The following is a 20,674-nucleotide window of genomic DNA, read 5'->3' on the forward strand; positions in this document are numbered from 1 at the left end:
CCGTGGGAAGGCCTCGAAGGACCGACGGCGAACCCGTGTCGCCAGTGTCCGAGCCTCGGGGTCAGGCGCCTTCCTGACCGGCCTGGGCGTCGAGCAGCGCGCGGGCGTGCTCGCCGCCGTCCTCCTGGTCCAGCCCCCGGCGGAAGCTCTCCAGCTTCTCCTCGCCCCCGGGGAACGGCGGCAGCAGCGGCACGTCGGGGTCCACGATCGCCTCCAGCACCACCGGGCGGTCCGCGGCCAGCGCCCGGTCCCACGCGGACTCCAGCTCCTCGGGGCGCTCCACCCGGATGCCGGTCAGGCCGAGCAGCTCGGCGTACCCGGCGTACGGGAAGGACGGCAGCGACTGGCTGGCGTCGAAGCGGGGGTCGCCCTCGGTCTCGCGCTGCTCCCAGGTCACCTCGGCGAGCTCGTCGTTGTGCAGCACCAGCACCACGAACCGCGGGTCCGCCCAGTCGCGCCAGCGGTGCGTGACCGTGACCAGCTCGGCGATGCCGTTCATCTGCATCGCGCCGTCGCCGACCAGCGCCACCACCGGCCGGTCCGGAGCGGCCAGCTTGGCCGCGATGCCGTAGGGCAGGCCTGACCCCATCGACGCCAGCGTCGAGGACAGGTGGGCCGGCACGCCGGGCGGCAGGGCGAGGTGCCGGGCGTACCAGTAGGTGATCGACCCCACGTCCACGCTCACCTGGGCGTCCGCCGGCAGCCGGCGGGACAGGGCGCGCACCACCCGCTCGGGACTGAGCGGGTCGGCGTCGGCGTCGGCGCGCTCCTCGGCGATCCGGTGCCAGCGCGCCACCTGCTCGGTCACGCTCGCGCGCCACGCCGGGTCGCGCTCGTCGTGCAGCAGCGGCAGCAGCGCCTCGAGCGTCTCGGCGGCGTCGCCCACCAGGCCCACCTCGACGGGGTAGCGATTGCCCAGGTGTCGCCCGTCGATGTCCACCTGCACGCCGCGGGCCTGGCCCGGCGCGGGATAGAACTCCGTCCAGGGGTCGTTGCTGCCCACCACGAGCAGCGTGTCGCACTGGTCCAGCAGCCACCCGGACGCGGTGGTGCCCAGGTGCCCCATCACACCGCAGCTGGTGGGCAGCGTCTCGTCCCACCACGGCTTGCCGAGCAGGCTCGTGGTCACCCCGGCGCCGAGCCGCTCGGCGACCGCGCGGACCTGGTCGCCGGCGTCGCGCGCCCCCTGGCCCACCAGCAGCGCGACCCGCTGCCCGGCGTTGAGCACCGCGGCGGCCTCCGTCAGGTCGTGCTCGGCGGGCAGCACCCGGGGCGGGCGCCACTGCGGCACGGTCGGCACCACGCCGTGCTCGTGCGGCAGGCCCTCGGGCGCGGGCTCCACCTGGATGTCGTGGGGCAGGATCACCACGCACGGCGAGCGGGTGGCCAGCGCGGTGCGGAAGGCCCGGTCGATGACCATGGCCGCCTGCTCGGGTGCCAGCACCGCCTGCACGTACTGCGCCGCGACGTCTTTGAACAGGCTGCTGAGGTCGATCTCCTGCTGGTACTCCGCGCCCAGGGCGGTGGTCGGCTGCTGACCCACGATGGCGACGACCGGCTGGTGGTCGAGCTTGGCGTCGTACAGGCCGTTGAGCAGGTGCACGGCGCCCGGGCCCTGGGTGCTGATCATCACCCCGACCTCGCCGGTGTACTTGGCGTGCCCCACCGCCATCAGCGCGGCGTTCTCCTCGTGCCGGGCCTGCACGAACTCCGGGTCGCCGCCGGCCCGGCGCAGCGCCCCCATCACCGGGTTGATGCCGTCGCCGGAGTAGCCGAAGAGCCGCCCGACGCCCCACGCGCGCAGCCGCTCCACGACCAGGTCGGCCACCAGCCGCTGCTCAGCCACGTCGTCCTCGCATCGCCTTCTCCTCCTGCCCGCGGAGCACCCACGTGCCCACCGGACGCGGGCCTCATGCGGGGCCGTCGCGCAGGGCCGGGGTCGGAGCCTAGGGTTCGCGCATGGACCACCTGCTGATGCGCGACGTACGGCTGGTGCCCGTGCGCGCCGGCGATGTCGTGCCCGACGCCCCCGTCGACATTCGGATCCGCGGCGGTGAGGTGACCGAGGTCGGTCCCGGTCTGGCGGTCGAGGACGCCGAGGTCGTCGACGGCGGCAGTGGATGGGTGATCCCCGGGCTGTGGGACCACCACGTGCACCTGGCCCAGTGGACGCTGGCCAGCAGCCGTCTGGACCTCAGCCCGGCCCGCTCCGCGGCCGACGCGGTGCGGATGGTCCGCGAGCGCCTGGCGGAGTGGCCGGACCGGCCCGTCATCGGGTGGGGGCACCGCCCCACCGCGTGGCCGGAGCAGCCGGTGGTCTCCATGCTGGACGCCATCGGCACCGACCAGCCGATCATCCTGATCGCAGGCGACGGCCACCACGGCTGGCTCAACACCACCGCCCTGGTCACCCTGGCGCTGCCGGTGCGCGAGGGCGTGGTCTCCGAGGCCGAGTGGTTCCGCGCCTACGGGCGGCTCGCCTCGGTGATCGGCGACGACGGCAGCGGCCCCGACGCCTACCGGCGCACCTTCGACGTGGCCGCTGGCCACGGCATCGTGGGGGTCACCGACTTCGAGTTCTCCGGAGGCTTCCGGGACTGGGTGGAGCGCCGCCGCGGCGGCGCCGACACCCTGCGGGTGCGGATGGCCACCTACGCCGACGGGCTCGACGAGGTGATCGCGGCCGGGCTGCGCACCGGCGACCGCCTGCCCGACTGCGACGACCTGATCCGGATGGGGCCGCTGAAGATCATCAGCGACGGCTCCCTCAACACCAAGACCGCCTGGTGCTGCGAGCCGTACGTCGGCCCGTCGCCGATGGGCTCCCCGCTCGGCCACCCCAACCAGAGCACCGAGGAGCTGCACGAGCTGCTCCGCCGGGCCGCCGAGCACGGGCTCGACGCCGCGGTGCACGCCATCGGCGACCAGGCCGTGGCCGAGGTGCTCGACGCCTTCGAGGCCACCGGCGCCCGCGGCACCGTCGAGCACGCCCAGCTGATCCGGCGCGAGGACGTGTCCCGGATGGCCGTCCTGGGCGTGGTGGCCAGCGTGCAGCCGGCCCACCTGCTCGACGACCGGGACGTGAGCGAGCGGCTCTGGCCCGGCCGCGGCGACCGGTGCTTCGCCCTGCGCTGGATGCTCGACGACGGGGTGCGGCTGGCGATGGGGTCCGACGCCCCGGTGGCCCAGCTCGACCCCTGGCTGGCGATGGCGGCCGCGGTGCACCGGACCGCCGACGAGCGCGAGCCGTGGCACCCCGAGCAGTCGATCACCGCCCGGGAGGCGCTGGCCGCCTCCACCGACGGTCTCGGCGCCGTGGCTCCGGGTCACCCGGGCGACCTGGTGCTGCTCCAGGCCGACCCGCTGGCCGAGCTGGGCTCGCCCGCCGAGGTCGCGGCGCACCTGCGCGGGATGGGGGAGCGGGTGGCTGGGACATGGGTAGCGGGGCGGCGAGCCTTCCCCTAAGGTAAGCCTTACCTAACTCCCTCTCGGAAGGTCAGCTCGGTGACCCCTCCACCCCTGCAGCACCTGTTCCACCCCCGCAACGCCGCGGCCTACCTGGACAGCGTCCGGGCCGGCGCCGACACGGTCGCGGCCCACCTGGACCGCGGCGGCCGCCCGGCCACCGGGTGCGACGCCCGCGACGCCGCGGCCCAGGTCGCGGCGGTCGACCTGGACGCCCCCCTCGGTGACAGCGCCGCGGCGCTGGAGGAGCTCTCCCGGCTCTGGCTCTCCGACGCGGTCTGGTTCCACGAGCCGACGTACGCCGCGCACCTCAACTGCCCCGTCGCCATCCCGGCGCTGCTCGCCGAGGTGCTGATCAGCTCCGTCAACGCCTCTCTGGACACCTTCGACCAGAGCGTGGGCGCCACCTTCATCGAGCGGCACCTGGTCGACTGGACCGCCGGCCGCATCTACGGCGCCGCCGCCCCCGACGCCGACGGCATCTTCACCAGCGGCGGCACCCAGTCCAACCTCCAGGCGCTGCTGCTGGCCCGGGACCACGCGCTCGCCGGGACGCCCCAGGGCCGGCTGCGCATCCTCGCCTCGGCCGAAGCCCACTTCAGCGTCGGCAAGGCCGCGCGGCTGCTCGGGCTCGGCGACGCGGCGGTCGTGGCCGTCGCCACCGACGCGCAGCGCCGGATGGACCCGGCGGCGCTGGCCCGCGCCCTGGACATCACCGCGGCCGACGGCGACGTCGTGATGGCGGTGGTCGCCACCTCCGGCACCACCGACTTCGGCGCCCTGGACCCGCTGCCCGAGATCGCCGCCCTGGCCCGCGCGCACGGCGCCTGGCTGCACGTCGACGCGGCGTACGGCGGGGGGTTGCTCGCCTCCCGGACCCGCCGGCACCTGCTGGCCGGCATCGAGCACGCCGACTCGGTGACCGTGGACTTCCACAAGACCTGGTTCCAACCGGTCTCGGCCAGCGCGCTGGTGGTGCGCGACGCCGCCACCCTGCGGCACGTCACCTGGCACGCCGACTACCTCAACCCCAAGGACGCCGCCCACCCCAACCAGGTGGACAAGTCCATGCAGACCACGCGGCGCTTCGACGCGCTCAAGCTCTGGATGACGCTGCGCACCATGGGTGCCGACACCGTCGGCGACTGGTTCGACTCCGCCATCGACCTGGCCGAGCAGGCGGCCCAGGCGGTCGCCGGGTTCGCCGACCTCGAGCTCGCCGCCGAGCCCCAGCTCTCCACCGTGGTCTTCCGCTACCGCCCCGCCGGGCTCACCGAGGCCGAGACCGACCAGCTCAACACCCGGATCCGGGCCCGGCTCTACTCCGGCGGCCAGGCGATGGTCGCGGCCACCAAGGTCGCCGGCCGCACCTACCTCAAGCTCACCCTGCTCAACCCGATGGCCACGCCCGCGGACATCCTCGGTGTCATCGCCCGGGTCCGCGAGTCCGGCGAGGAGCTGGTGCTCGAACGCATTCCCGCGCCCCGCACCGGTGGCCTCGCGGGCCGCGACCTGCACCTGGTGGAGGCGGGCCGATGACCCGGGACCGACTGCACGACTTCGTCGCCATCGGGGTGGGCCCCTTCAACCTCGGCCTGGCCGCGCTCACCGAGCCGATCGCCGAGCTCGACGGCGTCTTCCTCGAGGCCCGCGACACCTTCGACTGGCACGGCGGGATGATGCTGCCCGAAGCCACCCTGCAGGTGCCGTTCCTGGCCGACCTGGTGACCCTGGCCGACCCCACCTCCCGCTTCTCCTTCCTGCAGTTCCTCAAGGAGACCGGTCGGCTCTACCAGTTCTACATCCGGGAGAACTTCCTGCCGCTGCGCCGGGAGTACAACCGCTACTGCCGCTGGGCCGCCGACCAGCTGCCCTCGGTCCTCTTCGGCCGCTCGGTCACCTCGGTCGAGCACGACGGGACGGCGTACGTCGTGACCGCCGCGACCGGCGAGGTGTTCCGCGGCCGCCGCCTGGTGCTCGGCACCGGCACCGCACCGCGGGTGCCCGCCGGTCTCGAGAACGTCGGCATCCACTCGTCCGACTACCTGCACCGCAAGGCCGAGCTCCAGGCCACCGGGTCGATCACCGTGGTCGGCAGCGGCCAGTCCGCCGCCGAGGTGTACGCCGACCTGCTGGCCGACCAGCCCGCCCACGGCTACGCGCTGACCTGGGTGACCCGCAGCCCGCGCTTCTTCCCCATGGAGTACACCAAGCTCACCCTGGAGCTGACCTCCCCGGAGTGGTCCGCGCACTTCCAGGGGCTGTCGGGGCAGACCCGGGCGCGGGTGCAGGCCGGCCAGGCGGCGCTGTCCAAGGGGATCAGCGCCGAGACGATCAACGCCATCCACGACGCGCTCTACGCCCGCTCGCTGGACGACGACCTCGACACCACCCTGCTCACCGCCACCGAGGTCACCGGCGCCACCCGCGACGGTGCCGGTTGGTGGCTGGGCCTGCGGCACACCGAGACCGAGGAGGAGTTCGCGCTGCGCACCGACTCGGTGGTGCTCGCCACCGGCTACGCCGCCGGGGTGCCGGCGTTCCTGAAGCCCGTCCGCGACCGGCTCCGGCTCGACGACCAGGGCCGCTACCGTGCCAGCGCCAGCTACAGCGTGGACCACGAGGACCGCGAGATCTTCGTGCAGAACGGCGAGGAGCACACCCACGGCTTCGTCGCCCCCGACCTCGGGATGGGCGCGATGCGCAACTCGGTGATCATCGCGGCGATGCTCGGCCGCGAGGTCTATCCGGTGGAGAAGCGGATCGCCTTCCAGGAGTTCGGCGTCCCGGACCGGCTGCGGTTGACGGAGGTGGCCCGATGAGCCCGGCACCGAGACTCACCACCGAGCCGCTCGACCTGGAGCGTGACCTGGGTCTGCTGCACCGCTGGGTGACCCACCCCCGCTCGGTCTACTGGGGGATGCAGGACGCCTCGGTCGCCGACGTGGCGGGCGAGTACGCCCGGATCGCCGAGGACCCGCACCACCACGCGCTGCTCGGCCGCGCCGACGGGGAGCCGCAGTTCCTCCTCGAGCGCTACGACCCGCGCCACCACCCCGAGCTGGCCGAACTGCCCGAGCTGGAGCCCGGCGACGTCGGGATGCACCTGCTGGTCGCGCCCACCGACTCGCCCGTGCCCGGCTTCACGTCCGCGGTGATGCGCACGGCGGTCGCCTCCATCCTGGCCGACGCGCCGCGGGTGGTGGTCGAGCCCGACGTCCGCAACGACAAGATCGCGGCCCTCAACGCCGCCGCCGGCTTCCGGGTGCTGCGCCACGTCCAGCTCAGCGACAAGGTGGCCGCGCTCAGCGTCTGCGACCGCGCCGACTTCGCCACCTCCCGCCTGGGCCGCGCCACGCAGGGCGGTGCCGCATGAGGTACGACGAGCACCTCACCCCCGAGCTGCTGGAGCGGGCCCAGCGCCACCTGGTGGCCAAGGCGATCTCGGAGTTCGCCCACGAGCGGCTGCTCGCCCCGCGAGCCGTCGGCGCCGGCTACCTGCTGGAGACCCCCGACGGGTGCGCGGCGTACTCGTTCACCGCCCGGGTGCACCCCCTGGAGCACTGGGTGATCGACGAGCAGAGCCTGACCCGCACCGTCGACGGCGCGCCGGCCGCGCTCGACGTCCAGGAGCTGGTGGTGGAGCTCGCCGGGGTGCTGGGCATCCCCGACGCCCTGCTCCCGACCTACCTGGAGGAGCTGGCCAGCACCCTGGCGGCGGCGACCTGGAAGCTGGCGCACGGCGGGCTCAGCGCCGCCGACCTGGTGCACGCGGACTACCAGCAGATCGAGGCCGCGATGACCGAGGGGCACCCCGCGTTCCTGGCCAACAACGGCCGGATCGGCTTCGGCGCCGACGACTACGCGGCGTACGCCCCGGAGACCGGGAGCGACGTCCGGCTGCTGTGGCTGGCGGTACGCCGGGACCAGGCCCGGCTCTCTCTGGCCCACGACGTCGACGAGCGCACCCACTACCTGCGTGAGCTCGGGGCGGGGACCCTCGCGCGGTTCGAGGACCGGCTGCGCGAGCTCGGCCTGGACCCGGCCGGCTACCTCTACCTCCCGGTGCACCCGTGGCAGTGGGTCAACCGGGTGGCGATCTCGTTCGCCCCTTCCGTGGCCCGACGCGACCTGGTGCTGCTGGGGGAGGGGCCTGGCGCGTTCCGGGCCCAGCAGTCGATCCGCACCTTCTTCCCGCGCGAGCACCCGGAGCGCTCGTACGTGAAGACCGCGCTGGCGATCCAGAACATGGGCTTCCTGCGCGGGCTCTCCCCGGCCTACATGGCCGCCACCCCGGCGGTCAACGACTGGGTGGCCGACCTGGTCGCCGGCGACGAGACGCTGGGCGAGTGCGGGTTCACCGTGCTGCGTGAGCACGCCGCCATCGGCTGGACCGGCGACGCCTTCCATGCGCTCGCGACCCCCTCGCCGTACCGCAAGATGGTGGCGGCGCTGTGGCGCGAGAGCCCGGTGCCGCAGCTGGCACCGGGCGAGCGGCTGGCCACCATGGCCTCCCTGCTGCACCGCGACGCCGCCGGCGCCTCGCACGTGGCGGCCCTGGTCGCCGCTTCCGGCCTGGACCCGGCCGCCTGGCTGCGGGCCTGGCTGCGGGCCTACCTGCGCCCGCTGGTGCACTGCCTGGTCGCCCACGACCTGGCGTTCATGCCGCACGGGGAGAACCTGGTGCTGGTGCTCCGCGACCACGTCGTGGTGCGCACGATCATGAAGGACATCGGCGAGGAGGTGGCGGTGATGGGCGACGCCCCGCTGCCGCCCGAGGTGGAGCGGATCCGCGCCCAGGTGCCCGCCGACGTCCAGGCCCTGGCCATCCACACCGACGTCTTCGACGGGGTGCTGCGCTACGTCGCGGCGATCCTCGACGAGGACGGGGTGCTGGCCCAGGAGCAGTTCTGGGGCGAGGTACGCCGCTGCCTCGACGACCACGCGGCCGACCACCCCGAGCTCGCTGACGCCGTCGCCCGCCACGACCTGACCAGGAGGGAGTTCCGGCACAGCTGCCTCAACCGGCTGCAGCTGCGCAACACCCTGGCGATGGTCGACCTGGCCGACCAGTCGGAGTCGCTGATCTTCGCCGGCACCCTCGAGAATCCGGCCGCCAATCCCGTCGCGGCGCCCCAGCCGGCGTCGGTCGAGCTCGTGGAGACCCCGGCATGAGCGTGTGGCGCGACCCCTGGGGCGTCCCGCACGTGCGCGGCGGGTCGGTGACCGAGCTCGCCTTCGAGCAGGGCCGGGTGACCGTCGAGGTGCGCGGGGAGCAGCTGGAGCGGGAGCGGCTGCACGGCGAGGGGCGGCTCGCCTCCGTCGTCGGCCCGTCCGGGGTGGAGTGGGACGCCTTCGCCCGCCGCGCCGGGATCGCCGAGCTCGCCGAGCGGGCGTTCGACGGTCTCGACGCGGAGACGCAGGAGTTCGTCCGGGCCTACGTCGACGGGGTCCGTGCGGCCGGGCTCACCGAGTGGCAGCCGTGGACCCCGCTGGCGGTCTTCCTGGTCCAGCACATCCACTTCGCCAACTACCCGAGCGTGCTGTGGCGCCACCACGTCGAGCGGCACCTCGGCACGGGAGTCAAGGACCTCTTCCGGCGCGAGGGGATGCCGAACGGCAGCAACGCGTTCGTGATCGGGGGCGCCCGGACCACCTCGGGGCTGCCGATCATCGCCGGCGACCCGCACCGCATCTTCGAGTCGCCGGGCGTCTACATGCAGGTGCGGCTGGTCTGCGACGAGCTCGACGTCGCGGGCCTCGCCTTCCCCGGCGTGCCCGGGGTGCAGCACTTCGGCCACGCCGGCGAGGTGGCGTGGGCGGTCACCAACGCGATGGCCGACCACCAGGAGCTCCGGCAGGTCACGGGCGAGGCGGTGCTCGAGCGGCGTACCGAGCTGGTCGAGGTCGCCGGGGGCGACCCGGTGCCGGTCGAGATCGTCACCACCGCCCACGGGCCCGTGGTGGTGCACGACGCAGCCGGCCAGGAGGCGTGGGCGCTGCGGACTCCCGCCTGGTCGGCCGGAGATCTCGGCTTCGGGGCCCTGCTGCCGCTGCTCCGCGCCCGTTCCGTCGCCGACGTGGAGACCGCCCTGGAGGCCTGGGTGGAGCCGGTGAACAACTGGATCGTCGCCGACACCGCTGGCCGGCTGCTGCACAAGGTCGCCGGCCGGATGGCGGGGGACCCCGCGCTGCCCCGGATCGAGGGCGGACCGGACGACGTGCTGGTCACCGCCAACGACCGGCGCGACGATTCCTTCGCTGCGCTGACCGAGGACTTCGCCGCGCCGTTCCGCCGGGACCGGATCACCGAGCTGCTGGCGGGCGACGGCTGGGACGCGACCCGCGCGGCCGAGGTGCTCACCGACGACCTGCAGCTGGCCTGGCGCTCGCTGCTGGAGGTGCTCCCGGAGGCGTCCTCACCCGTCGTCGCCCGGCTGCGGGCGTGGGACGGCCGGATGGCGGCCGACAGCGCGGACGCGGCGCTCTTCGCGGCGGTGCGCGCCCGCCTGGTCGAGCTGGTCTGCGCGTCGCCGACGCTGGCGCCGCTGCGCGAGCCCTGCCCGTACGGCGCCCTGCACGAGCCCTGGTTCCACCTCGGGGTGCGGGTCGCCACCGCGCTTCCGCACCTGCTGCGCCGCCCCGACGACGTACGCCGGCTGCTCGACGTGGACCTCCCGGCCCTGCTGGCCACGGCGATCGACGACGTCGCGGGCGACCCGCCGTCGGGCACCTGGGGCGAGCGGCACCGGTTCGTCCACGACGGCACCCCGCTCGCCGGGGACACCGACTGCGTCGCGGCCACCGGCTGGGCCCCGGGCTCCGAGCTGGTCGCCCGCGGGCCGGTGGCCCGCTACGTGTGGGACCTGGCGGACCGGAGCCGCAGCCGCTGGGCGGTGCCCGAGCCAGCGCAGGTGCCGGTCTGGGCAGCCGGGACGCTGCTGCCGGTCGAGCCCTTCACTCTCGCCCCGGTGGACCCGGCCCGCGACGCCGAGCTGATCCACCGCTGGGTGACTGCGCCCCGCGCGGAGTTCTGGGGGATGGTCGAGCGGACGCTGGCGGAGGTCGAGGAGATCTACGCCTACATCGCCGACCAGCCGCACCTGAGTGCCAGCCTGGTGCGCAGCGACGGCGTGCCGATCGGGATCTTCCAGACCTACGACCCCGCGGTCGACGAGATCGGGGAGTTCTACGAGCGCCGGCCCGGTGACCTCGGGGTGCACCTCTTCCTCGCCGACGACGCCGCGCGCGCCGGTCAGACCCCGGCGCTGATGGGCTTCCTGATGGCGGGCGTGTTCACCGACCCGCAGGTGAACCGGGTGGTGCTGGAGCCGGACGCGGCCAACGCCAAGTCCATCGCCCTGCTGCGCCGGCTGGGCGCGACGATCGGGCCGGTGGTGCAGCTGCCGGGGAAGCAGGCGCAGCTCGCGTTCCTGACGAGAAGCTGGTGGCTCAGTGCGGGGGCACCGCCAGGGCGATGACCGCGTCGCGCACGAAGTCGGGGTCCTCCAGCAGGTCGCCGTACGCCTCGCGGAGCTGGCCCACCCGGTAGCGGACGGTCTGGCCGTGCACGAAGAGGGCGGCCGCCACCGCCTCGCGCCGTCCCTGGTGCAGCAGCCAGAGCCGCAGCGTCTCGGTCAGCTTGTCGCGAGCCGCCGGGGTCAGGTCGGCCAGCGGCGCCAGGACCCGGACGCGCAGGTCGGCGGCCGCCTCGGCGTCGGCGCTCACCACCAGCTCGGCCAGGTGGGACTCGGTGTCGCTGACCGGGCCGGACAGCTCCAGGCCCCGCCGCGCCCGCAGGTACGACGTCCGCACCTGGTTCCAGGGCCGGGCCGGGCCGACGACGGCCGGGCGGGCCGCGGTGCTGCGCAGCAGCACCGCGCGGACGCCGTCCGGCACCAGCAGCACCGAGTCATCCTCGGCCGACCCCGGGTCGGTGACCGCCAGGGTGCGGGAATCGACCAGGTCGAGGATCGGGCGCCGGTGCGCCTCCGGGACGAGCACCGCGGTCAGCGTCTGGGGAAGCTCCCAGTCGGCGCGCGTGGCGGCCCGGGTCAGCGCCTCGGTCTCCTCCCCGCGCAGCAGCGCCAGCGCCAGCGCCTCGCGCATCCGCTCCCGCACCCGACCTGACGTGGCGGCCTCGTCGCTGTGCCCGGAGACGCTGGAGGCGGAGAGCTGGTCGATGTAGGCGAAGACCAGTCCGGCGAACTGCGCCATGGTCTCGGCGTCCACCCCGTCGGCGAGCAGGCCGGCCGACATCTCGTTCCAGGAGACCCGCGCCCCCACCCGGTAGGCGGCGAGCAGCGACTCCATGCTGCGCCCGGAGCGGGCCTCGCCGCGGCCCAGCTGGTAGGCGCCCTCCATCGCCGGGGCGGTGGGCCGGGTGCCGTCGGAGTTGCGGCGCGAGGCGAGCTGGATGAACCCGCCCAGGGCCAGCTGCACGGCGTTCCGGATGTTCTCGCCCATGGCGCCGGAAAGCGCATTAGCATAAGTAGGAACCTCGGCGATGATGGCTTGAACGGCCGCATCGGCGACGCGGGGCAGGCGGCTCCGCATCACCGCGACTTCGGCACCGCTGAGGTCGAGTCCGTGGTTCGCTGCCGTCCGGGCGGTATGTCGGGGCATCGGGACTCCCTCAAGGACTGGTTTTCATCATGAGCGAACAAATGTGATGTGCATGTTCACGTGTGGTGGTCAGGAATCTACCCCCCGGGACCAGCCATGATGGGTTCATGGCCATGTTGCTGAACCAACCCGACCCCAGCTCGAGGGCTGCGGGGCGCCGTCTCGGCGCCACCCGGTTGCGGGACCGCGCCATCCGGTTCGTGGAGGCGGCCACCACGCCGCTGCTCCCCGCCGACTACCTGGACCTCTTCGCGCCCCTGCGTTCCGGCGCCGAGCTGCGCGGCCGCATCGTGGCCGTGCACCCCGAGACCGCCGACGCGGCCACCATCCTGATCCAGCCCGGTGCCGACTGGGCCGGTCACGTGCCCGGCCAGTACACCCGCGTCGGGATCGACGTCGACGGGGTGCGCCACTGGCGGGCCTACTCGCTCACCCACGGCCCGCGCGCCGACGGCCTGATCTCCATCACGGTCAAGGCCGTGCCGGACGGCATCGTCTCCAGCCACCTGGTCCGCGCCGCGGCGCCCGGCACCCTGGTCCACCTCGAGCAGGCGACGGGCGACTTCGTGCTTCCTCCCGAGGGCGGCAAGTTCCTCTTCGTCACCGCCGGCTCCGGCGTCACCCCGGTGATCGGGATGCTGCGCAACCTCTTCCCGGTCGCCGACGCCGGCGTCGTCCGGCTGGCGCGCAGCGAGCCGTTCGACATCACCGTGGTGCACGTCGCGCCCAGCGAGCCCGACTCCATCTTCCTGCGCGACCTCAAGGCGCTGCACGAGGCCGGGCTGATCCACCTGGTGCCCCGCTACGACGACGTGCACGGCGTGCTCGACGTCGCCGAGCTCTCCTCGCTGGTGCCCGACCTCTCCGCCCGCACCACCCTGGCGTGCGGGCCCGCGGGGCTGCTGGACGCGCTCGGCTCGCACCACGAGTCCGCCGGGCTGGAGCTGATCATCGAGCAGTTCCGCACCACCCGGGTCGCCGCCGGGGAGGGGGGCACCGTCTCCTTCGAGCAGTCCGACCGCGAGGTCGAGGCGGACGGCGCGACGCCGATCCTCGACGCCGCCGAGGACGCGGGGCTGCTGATGCCCAGCGGCTGCCGGATGGGCATCTGCATGGGCTGCGTGCTGCCGCTCAAGGAGGGCTCGGTGCGCGACCTGCGCAACGGCGAGGTGACCACCGCCATCCCCGGCGAGACCGACCCCGGGGGCATCAAGATCCAGACCTGCATCAGCGCCGCCGCCGGCGCCTGCCGCATCGACCACTGACCGTTCCCACTCGACCGACCTGCAAGGAGTCGCCATGACCACCATCACCAAGAAGGCCGAGAACCCGACCGCTCACCTGTCCCCGGAGGACATCGAGGAGCTCGGGCGCGAGCTCGACCGCATCCGGCAGAGCGTGATCGACGACCGCGGCGCCAGCGACGCGGCGTACATCCGGGGCATGGTGAAGACCCAGCGCTACCTGGAGCTCGGCAGCCGCGCCGTGCTGCTCTTCTCCTCGCTGCCCCCGGCCTGGTTGGTCGGCACCGCCGGGCTGAGCGTGGCCAAGATCCTCGAGAACATGGAGGTCGGCCACAACGTCATGCACGGCCAGTGGGACTGGATGCGCGACCCGAAGATCCACTCCTCGACCTGGGAGTGGGACAACGCCTCGACCGCCGAGGGCTGGAAGCACAGCCACAACGAGGTGCACCACACCTACACCAACATCGTCGGCAAGGACAACGACCTCGGCTACGGCATCATGCGCGTCGACGAGGACCAGAAGTGGTACCCGATGCACCTGGGCCAGCCGCTGTGGAACTTCATCAACGCCTGCTTCTTCGAGTACGGCATCGCCGCCTACGACCTCGAGCTCGGCAAGAACCTCTCCATGCCCAAGGAGAAGCGCAGCCCGGAGTTCAAGCGCCGTGCCGGCAACACCCTGCGCAAGATCCGCCAGCAGATGACCAAGGACTATGTCGTCCACCCCGCGCTGTCGATCCCGACCGGGTCGTTCCTGCCGACCCTGGCGGCCAACTTCACCGCCAACCTGGTGCGCAACCTGTGGTCGCACTCGGTGATCATGTGCGGGCACTTCCCCGAGGGTGTCGAGACGTTCGAGAAGTCCGCGATCCCGGACAAGGAGACTCGCGGTGAGTGGTACCTGCGCCAGATGCTGGGCAGCGCCAACATCTCCGGCTCCGAGGCCATGCACATCATGACCGGCAACCTGAGCCACCAGATCGAGCACCACCTGTTCCCCGACCTGCCGAGCAACCGCTACAAGGAGGTCGCCCCGCAGGTGAAGGCGCTCTTCGACAAGTACGACCTGACCTACCTGGAGCGCCCGCTGCCCCAGCAGGTCTACAGCGCCTGGCACAAGGTGGTCCGCCTCAGCCTGCCCAACGGGTTCCTGGCCTCCACCACTCCCAAGAACCTGCCCGGCCAGCTGACCAAGCTCTACAAGATGACCACCGGCGGCCCCAAGGTGCGCCGCGCCATCCAGGCCCGCCTCCTCCAGGAGGCGCGCCGGCGTCAGCCCGGCCAGGCCGCCCCGGCCCCGGAGCGCACCGCAGCCTGAGACCTGCTCGTCCCTGATCCCCGCCGGAAGGTGCCCGACTCGGGCGTCACCGGCGGGGATCTCGGCATGGTGAGCAACTACCCTTGCGGCCATGCCTTCCCCCGCCTCCCCCCGGCGTACCTCCGCCCGAGTCGCGCCGGTCCTCGCGGCCCGCGGTCGCTGAGACGTGAGCTGGCTGCTGCTGGCGCTCTTCGCGCTGGTCTACCTCGCGGTGGGCCCCTGGACCTTCGTCCTGGCCGCGGCGCTGCTCGCGGTGCCCCGGATCCGGGAGCGGGTCCCACGTCCCCGGCCCACCTGGCGGGGCGCCGGCATCGGGGTCGCGGCGCTGGCCGTGCTGGCGCTGCTGGTGGTGCTGATCCCCGACGGCCGGCTGCCCATCCCCTCCGCGGGCGGCTCCCTGGTCACCCCGGCGTACGACGGCCGCCAGGTCTCGGCCCGGCCCGTGGTCGCCGAGGCCCCACCCCAGCACCCGTGGCTGGCGGCCAACGGCACCAGCTCCGTGCACAAGGACGCCTGGAACACCGACGCCGTCCAGGCGCCGGGCCCGCTGGGGGACCGTCCCGGGGTGGAGACCGGCTCCTACGGGCTGGAGCAGTGCGCCTCGCTGACCTTCGACAGCCGTGGCCGGATGGTCGGCCTGTGCCGCGACCGCAAGGGCCCGCTGCTGCGGGTGCTGGACCCTGAGAAGCTGCGTCCGCTGGCGAGCAAGCGGCTGCCCGCCGGCGAGGACGACGGCCCGGAGGGCCACGACGTCTGCGGGGGCAGCTACTTCTACCTCGACAACGGCGACCGCGCCGTGGTCACCACGGCCGACCGCAAGATCCAGGCGATCGGCACCGCGGACGCCGACGACGAGCCCGACCTCACCGTCGACGAGTCGTGGAGCCTGCAGGACCTGGTGCCCGCCGACGACTGTCTGGTGGCCGCGTTGCCAGACTGGACCGGACGCATCTGGTGGAGCTCCCAGGAGGGGCGGGTCGGCGTCGTGGACCCGGTGGCCGGCACCGTGCAGGTGCTGGAGCTCGGTGAGGCGGTGAGCAACTCCTTCGCCGTCGACGAGACCGGCGGGGTCTTCCTGGTCACCGACCGGGCGCTCTACCGGTTGGCCGTCGACGCAGCGGGCGCGCCGGTGGTCACCTGGCGCACCGAGTACGACCGCGGCGTGGAGCGCAAGGCGGGTCAGCCCAGCCAGGGCAGCGGCACCACCCCCACCCTGGTCGACGGCAACCTGGTGGCGATCGCCGACAACGCCGAGCCCCGGATGCGGGTGGTCTTCCTGGACCGCGGCACCGGCACCGAGGTCTGCCACTCCGCGGTCTTCGACGGGGGCGAGAGCGCCACCGACACCTCCCTGGTCTCGGTCGGCTCCGGTGTGGTGGTGGAGAACAACCACGACTACGACTCGCCGCTCTCCACGGCTCTGGGCTTCGGCACCTCGCCCGGTCTGGCCCGGGTCGACGAGCGCGACGGCCAGTGCCGGGTGGTGTGGACCAACGACTCGGTCGCGCCCTCGGCGGTGCCGGTGGTCTCCTGGGCCAACGGACTGCTCTACACCTGGACCAAGCGGCCCAACCTGTGGGGCGTCGCCGCGTGGTACCTGACCGCGATCGACGTGCACTCCGGCCACACCGCCTTCTCGGTGCGGTCGGGGACCGGGGCGCTGCACGACAACCACCACGGCGGGCTCGTCCTCGGCACCGACGGGTCGGCGTACGTCGGCACGCTGGGCGGGCTGGTGCGGGTGCGCGACTTCGAGCGGAAGAAGAAGGACTGACGGTCAGGGGTAGGTCAGGCCCACCGTCTGCTCGCTGATCTCCCAGAGGCGGCGCTGCGCCATCTCGTCCCGGGCCAGCGGGGTGCTGCCCACCAGGCGGGGCGGCCCGGACAGCTGCCCGAAGCCACCGGGCCCGCAGTAGGACCCGCCGGGCAGGTCGGCGGTCGCGGCCATCAGCACCGGCCAGGCGCCGCGCTCGGCGGACTGGGAGACCGCCTTGGTAGCCGCGTCGAGGATCGAGGCGACGCCGCCGGCGGAGCGGCCGGTGCGACCGTTGGCGACCAGGTGGGTGCCGGAGATGCCGGGGTGCGCGGCCAGCGCCCTGACCGGGAGTCCCCGGGACCGGGCCCGCCGGTCCAGCTCGAAGGTGAAGAGCAGGTTGGCCAGCTTGGACTCGGCGTACTCCGGCCAGCGCTTGTAGCTGCCCCGGGGCGTGCGCGGGTCGTCCAGCGGCGCGGTCCGGGCCCGGCGGTGCATCTGCGAGCTCACCGTGACCACCCGTCCCTGGCCGCTCTCGGTCAGCTGCGGCAGCAGCAGCCCGGTGAGCAGGAACGGCCCGAAGTGGTTGGTCGCCATCTGCAGCTCCAGCCCGTCCACGGTCCGCTGGTAGGCCGGCGCCATCACCCCGGCGTTGTTGACCAGCAGGTGCAGCGGACCGTAGCCCGCCGCGTCCGTGGCCGCCCGGCGCACCGAGTCCAGCGAGGCCAGGTCGACCACCAGCTCTTCCAGGGCTGCCGCGGGCACCTGGCCGCGGATCGCCTGCACGGTCTCACCCAGCTTGCTCCGACTGCGCCCGGCCAGCATCACCCGGGCCCCGTGCCGGGCCAGCTCCAGGGCGGTGTGGTGGCCCAGGCCGCCGAGGCTGGGGCCGGTGACCAGGGCGGTGCGTCCGGTCAAGTCGCCGATCTCGGCGGGGGACCACGATTCGGTCACGGGGTGACCGCCAGGGACTCCACCACGCGCAGGCCCAGGTCGGTGTCGCCGCCGACCCGCACCAGGCCGGGCTCGGGACGGCGCCGGCCGCCGGCCAACAGCAGGAAGGACTCCAGGTCGCAGTGGATGGTGGCGTCGATCTCGTCCGAGGCCGTCTCGGCGAGCAGCCGGCCCCGGCCGTCAGGAGCGACGCAGGCCACGCGGCGGGGCAGCCCGGCGACCTCCAGCGCGACCGTGGTGCCGACCGGCGCGCGCACCTTCTTGGCGAGCACGAAGCCCAGGCTCTCGGCGAGGTACTCGGCCGAGTGCCGGGCCGCGGGGGAGTCGAGGTTGCCGGGGCGCCCGACCGCCCGGCGCACGTCCTGCTCGTGCATCCACACGTCCAGGGGACGGTTGCGCAGCAGGGTGCGGGTGGACCATCCGATGGCGCCGAAGAGGCCCGGTGCGGCCGCCTCGGGGTCGGTGGGCGGGTCGGCGAGGAGCGCGGTGTTGCGGCTGGTGGCGGACTCGCGGATCTCGTTGATCAGCTGGTCCGGGGAGGCGTCGCGCCGGGCCACCACGCCCTGCTCGGTGAACGTGCCCATCGGGCTCTTCAGGTGCCCGGTCTCGTCGAGCTCGACCTCCTCGTGCGGCGCCCCGACCAGGAGCGACTCCAGGTGCGCGGTGTGCGCGGCGACCGCGTGCACGTCCCAGCCGGGCAGGTCGGTGGGGCGCGCCCAGTCGTCGTCGTCGAGCTCCTCCAGCAGCGTGGTGAAGTCGTTGATGGCCTGCCACCAGGTCGTCACCGCAGCGGTGAGCTCACGGGGGGCGTCGGTGGTTGTGCTGGACTCGGTGGTCGCCTCACGCTGCTCGGTCATGGCCCGCAGCCTAGGGTCTGGGTGGGTGCGGGGAGAATGGCTGCATGCGTGTTCGTGCTCCCGAGCTGACCGGACGCGGGTGGCTCAACACCTCCGGTCCCCTGTCCCTGGCCGACCTCCGGGGGCGCTTCGTGCTCCTGGACTTCTGGACCTTCTGCTGCGTCAACTGCCTGCACGTGATCGACGAGCTGCGGCCCCTGGAGGAGCGGTACGCCGAGGAGCTGGTGGTGGTCGGCGTGCACTCGCCCAAGTTCGTGCACGAGGCCGACCCGGACGCGCTGGTCGCCGCCGTGGAGCGCTACGACGTGCACCACCCGGTGCTGGACGACCCGGAGCTCACCACCTGGTCGGCCTACACCGCGCGGGCCTGGCCCACGCTGGTGCTGGTCGACCCCGAGGGCTACGTGGTCGCGCAGTACGCGGGGGAGGGGCACGTGCACGCCATCGACCGGCTGCTCGGCGAGCTGGTCGCCGAGCACCGCGAGCGCGGGACCCTGCAGCCCGGCGACTCGCCGTACCTGCCGCCGGAGGTGGAGCCGAGCGACCTGCGGTTCCCGGCCAAGGCGGTGCCGCTGCCCGGCGGCGGGGTGCTGGTCGCGGATGCCGGGCACCACGAGGTGGTCGAGCTGGCCGGCCCGGAGGGGCCGGTGCTGCGCCGGTTCGCCGGCTTCGCCGAGCCCAACGGCCTGTGCCTGCTGCCCGGTGAGGTGGCCGCCGAGGTGGGCTACGACGTGGTGGTGGCCGACACCCGGCACCACCAGCTGGCCGGGATCACCCTGGCCACCGGCGAGGTCCGGGTGCTGGCCGGCGACGGCGAGCAGTGGATGCCCGGCGACGACACCACCAGGCTCTCCAGCCCCTGGGACGTCGCCTGGTGGGAGGGGACGGTCTGGGTGGCGATGGCCGGGATCCACCAGCTGTGGACCTTCGACCCACGCACCGGCTCTGTCGCGGTGGCAGCCGGCACCACCAACGAAGGGCTGCGCGACGGACCGGTCGACCAGGCGTGGCTGGCGCAGACCAGCGGTCTCGCGGTGACCGGGAACCGGCTCTGGCTGGCCGACAGCGAGGTCTCGGCGCTGCGCTGGGTCTCCGACGGCGAGGTGCACACCGCGGTGGGCACCGGGCTCTTCGACTTCGGCTTCCGCGACGGCGCGAGCGACCAGGCGCTGCTCCAGCACCCGCTGGGAGTGACCGCGCTGCCCGACGGCTCGGTCGCGGTCTGCGACACCTACAACGGCGCCGTACGCCGGTTCTCACCCGAGGACGGCGAGCTCACCACGCTGGCCACCGGCCTGGCCGAGCCCAGCGGTGCGTACGTCGACGGCGAGCACCTGGTGGTCGTGGAGTCGGGCGCGCACCGCCTCACCCGGGTCGCGCTCGGCGCCTCGGCCAAGGCCGCCGACTTCAGCCACCGCACCCAGCGCCCGGTCACCGAGGTAGCGGCGTCGCTGGTGCTGGACGTGGCGTTCACGCCACCGCCGGGGCAGAAGGTGGACGACCGCTACGGCCCGGCCACCCAGCTGCTGGTGACCGCCACCCCGGCAGCGCTGCTGCGCGGCGGAGAGGGACGCGGCACCGACCTGCGGCGCACGCTCGAGCTGGACCCGAGCGTCGGCGAGGGCGTGCTGCACCTCGCGGCCCGCGCCGCCTCCTGCGACGACGTGGTCGGCGAGGGCGCGGCCTGCCACGTGCACCAGCAGGACTGGGGCGTGCCGGTGCGGGTCAGCGGCGACGGGGAGGCCGTGCTGACGCTGCCCCTGGGCGGCACCGGGGTCACTGAGGACAGGTGAGGACCGGTGACAGCCTCTTGGCAGGCTGCCTCCGGCATGCTGAACTCTCGGGCGAACTGCTTCACCCGGCCCTGACGGACCTGGAAACCCACGGCGTCCCCCGCCCACAGCGCTGGCGACTGGCCGCACCGCCCCGAAACTAGCCCAGGATGAGCGATGGAAACCTCGAACGATCAGCTGCCAGACCGCGGAGCCGTGCTGCGCGGTGGGCTGGTGGGCGCCCTGGTGGGTGCCGGGCTGCTCGCTCTGGCCGTCTTCTTCCTCTTCCGCCTCGACGAGCCCGCGGACCTGCTGGGCGTCTTCATCCCGTTGTCGGTCGGCCTGGTCGCGGCCGCCCTCGGGACCATGGCCCTGGTCCCGCTGCGGTGGGGGGACGGTCCCGAGGCCGGCGTCGTGATCGCGCGGTTCTTCCGCGGCCTGGCCGTGGGCGGCCTGGTCCTCACGGTCGCGGGCGTCGCCCGCGGCGAGCTGCCGTGGATCGCCTTCGCCCTGCTCCCCCTCCTCGCCTGCGGGGCCCTGGTCAGGGAGAGCGGACGCTTCGCCCGGCTCCCCGCGCGCTGAACGGCGCCGCGCCGACGAGGCTGGTCCGGGCTGGAACGACGAAGGGCCGCACCCCTCGGGGTGCGGCCCTTCAGTGTCTGGCGCCGATCAGAAGGCGGCCT

The 20,674-nt window shown here is 73.7% G+C and carries 15 protein-coding genes; 11 read left to right on the forward strand and 4 right to left on the reverse strand.

Going from position 1 to position 20,674, the window contains the following annotated elements:
• Positions 1–61: 61 nt before the first annotated feature.
• Positions 62–1,846, reverse strand: a complete 1,785-nt coding sequence (locus C5H89_RS09960) for a thiamine pyrophosphate-requiring protein (RefSeq protein ID WP_104106893.1) — start codon at positions 1,844–1,846, stop codon at positions 62–64.
• Between the two features lie 113 nt (positions 1,847–1,959).
• On the opposite strand from C5H89_RS09960, the gene C5H89_RS09965 reads away from it, so the two are divergent.
• Genes C5H89_RS09965 through C5H89_RS09990 form a run of 6 tightly spaced genes read left to right on the forward strand, consistent with a single transcriptional unit; the run spans position 1,960 to position 10,946 of the window.
• Positions 1,960–3,465, forward strand: coding sequence for an amidohydrolase family protein (locus C5H89_RS09965; RefSeq protein ID WP_104106894.1), 1,506 nt, complete (start codon positions 1,960–1,962; stop codon positions 3,463–3,465).
• A 39-nt stretch (positions 3,466–3,504) separates the two neighbouring features.
• Positions 3,505–5,004 (forward strand): aspartate aminotransferase family protein, encoded by a 1,500-nt coding sequence (locus C5H89_RS09970; protein ID WP_104106895.1) that lies wholly within the window; start codon positions 3,505–3,507, stop codon positions 5,002–5,004.
• A complete protein-coding gene (locus tag C5H89_RS09975; RefSeq protein WP_104106896.1) occupies positions 5,001–6,287 on the forward strand; it encodes a SidA/IucD/PvdA family monooxygenase in 1,287 nt (428 codons plus the stop codon). The genes C5H89_RS09970 and C5H89_RS09975 overlap by 4 nt, the downstream gene beginning before the upstream one ends.
• Positions 6,284–6,841, forward strand: a complete 558-nt coding sequence (locus C5H89_RS09980) for a GNAT family N-acetyltransferase (RefSeq protein ID WP_104106897.1) — start codon at positions 6,284–6,286, stop codon at positions 6,839–6,841. Before C5H89_RS09975 ends, C5H89_RS09980 begins: the two co-directional genes overlap by 4 nt.
• A complete protein-coding gene (locus tag C5H89_RS09985; protein WP_104106898.1) occupies positions 6,838–8,640 on the forward strand; it encodes an IucA/IucC family protein in 1,803 nt (600 codons plus the stop codon). The genes C5H89_RS09980 and C5H89_RS09985 overlap by 4 nt, the downstream gene beginning before the upstream one ends.
• The gene (locus tag C5H89_RS09990; RefSeq protein ID WP_104106899.1) at positions 8,637–10,946 is read left to right on the forward strand and encodes a GNAT family N-acetyltransferase; all 2,310 of its coding nucleotides are present in this window, start codon (positions 8,637–8,639) and stop codon (positions 10,944–10,946) included. The genes C5H89_RS09985 and C5H89_RS09990 overlap by 4 nt, the downstream gene beginning before the upstream one ends.
• Here C5H89_RS09990 and C5H89_RS09995 read toward each other — a convergent pair.
• Positions 10,918–12,090, reverse strand: coding sequence for a PucR family transcriptional regulator (locus tag C5H89_RS09995; protein ID WP_104106900.1), 1,173 nt, complete (start codon positions 12,088–12,090; stop codon positions 10,918–10,920). The genes C5H89_RS09990 and C5H89_RS09995 overlap by 29 nt on opposite strands.
• A gap of 113 nt (positions 12,091–12,203) precedes the next feature.
• Between C5H89_RS09995 and C5H89_RS10000 the strand changes: the two genes are divergently transcribed.
• From C5H89_RS10000 to C5H89_RS10010, 3 genes are all read left to right on the forward strand, one after another.
• Positions 12,204–13,355 carry a ferredoxin reductase gene (locus C5H89_RS10000; RefSeq protein WP_205304973.1) on the forward strand — a complete coding sequence of 384 codons (1,152 nt, stop codon included), beginning with the start codon at positions 12,204–12,206 and terminating at the stop codon, positions 13,353–13,355.
• Between the two features lie 34 nt (positions 13,356–13,389).
• Entirely contained in the window at positions 13,390–14,655 is a 1,266-nt protein-coding gene (locus tag C5H89_RS10005; RefSeq protein WP_104106902.1) for an acyl-CoA desaturase, read from the forward strand.
• Between the two features lie 166 nt (positions 14,656–14,821).
• Entirely contained in the window at positions 14,822–16,429 is a 1,608-nt protein-coding gene (locus tag C5H89_RS10010) for a hypothetical protein (protein ID WP_104106903.1), read from the forward strand.
• A gap of 3 nt (positions 16,430–16,432) precedes the next feature.
• On the opposite strand, the gene C5H89_RS10015 is transcribed toward C5H89_RS10010, so the two are convergent.
• Together C5H89_RS10015 and C5H89_RS10020 are read right to left on the reverse strand one after the other, a co-directional pair.
• A complete protein-coding gene (locus C5H89_RS10015; protein ID WP_104106904.1) occupies positions 16,433–17,362 on the reverse strand; it encodes an oxidoreductase in 930 nt (309 codons plus the stop codon).
• Positions 17,359–18,219 carry a maleylpyruvate isomerase family mycothiol-dependent enzyme gene (locus tag C5H89_RS10020; protein WP_104106905.1) on the reverse strand — a complete coding sequence of 287 codons (861 nt, stop codon included), beginning with the start codon at positions 18,217–18,219 and terminating at the stop codon, positions 17,359–17,361. The genes C5H89_RS10015 and C5H89_RS10020 overlap by 4 nt, the downstream gene beginning before the upstream one ends.
• A 44-nt stretch (positions 18,220–18,263) precedes the next feature.
• Between C5H89_RS10020 and C5H89_RS10025 the strand changes: the two genes are divergently transcribed.
• Together C5H89_RS10025 and C5H89_RS10030 are read left to right on the forward strand one after the other, a co-directional pair.
• The gene (locus tag C5H89_RS10025) at positions 18,264–20,012 is read left to right on the forward strand and encodes an NHL domain-containing thioredoxin family protein (RefSeq protein WP_104106906.1); all 1,749 of its coding nucleotides are present in this window, start codon (positions 18,264–18,266) and stop codon (positions 20,010–20,012) included.
• A 156-nt stretch (positions 20,013–20,168) separates the two neighbouring features.
• Entirely contained in the window at positions 20,169–20,573 is a 405-nt protein-coding gene (locus C5H89_RS10030) for a hypothetical protein (RefSeq protein ID WP_101523248.1), read from the forward strand.
• Positions 20,574–20,674 lie beyond the last annotated feature (101 nt).

Origin of the sequence: Nocardioides sp. 616 (genome assembly GCF_002930065.1) — a bacterium.
GTDB classification, from domain to species: Bacteria; Actinomycetota; Actinomycetes; order Propionibacteriales; family Nocardioidaceae; genus Nocardioides; species Nocardioides houyundeii.

What these genes read in the sequence shown, in the direction of transcription:
- C5H89_RS09965 (WP_104106894.1), top strand. Translation starts at nt 1,960, where the DNA reads ATGGACCACCTGCTGATGCGCGACGTACGGCTGGTGCCCGTGCGCGCC.
- C5H89_RS09975 (WP_104106896.1), top strand. Translation starts at nt 5,001, where the DNA reads ATGACCCGGGACCGACTGCACGACTTCGTCGCCATCGGGGTGGGCCCC.
- C5H89_RS09980 (WP_104106897.1), top strand. Translation starts at nt 6,284, where the DNA reads ATGAGCCCGGCACCGAGACTCACCACCGAGCCGCTCGACCTGGAGCGT.
- C5H89_RS09985 (WP_104106898.1), top strand. Translation starts at nt 6,838, where the DNA reads ATGAGGTACGACGAGCACCTCACCCCCGAGCTGCTGGAGCGGGCCCAG.
- C5H89_RS09990 (WP_104106899.1), top strand. Translation starts at nt 8,637, where the DNA reads ATGAGCGTGTGGCGCGACCCCTGGGGCGTCCCGCACGTGCGCGGCGGG.
- C5H89_RS09995 (WP_104106900.1), bottom strand. Translation starts at nt 12,090, where the DNA reads ATGCCCCGACATACCGCCCGGACGGCAGCGAACCACGGACTCGACCTC.
- C5H89_RS10000 (WP_205304973.1), top strand. Translation starts at nt 12,204, where the DNA reads ATGTTGCTGAACCAACCCGACCCCAGCTCGAGGGCTGCGGGGCGCCGT.
- C5H89_RS10005 (WP_104106902.1), top strand. Translation starts at nt 13,390, where the DNA reads ATGACCACCATCACCAAGAAGGCCGAGAACCCGACCGCTCACCTGTCC.
- C5H89_RS10020 (WP_104106905.1), bottom strand. Translation starts at nt 18,219, where the DNA reads ATGACCGAGCAGCGTGAGGCGACCACCGAGTCCAGCACAACCACCGAC.
- C5H89_RS10025 (WP_104106906.1), top strand. Translation starts at nt 18,264, where the DNA reads ATGCGTGTTCGTGCTCCCGAGCTGACCGGACGCGGGTGGCTCAACACC.
- C5H89_RS10030 (WP_101523248.1), top strand. Translation starts at nt 20,169, where the DNA reads ATGGAAACCTCGAACGATCAGCTGCCAGACCGCGGAGCCGTGCTGCGC.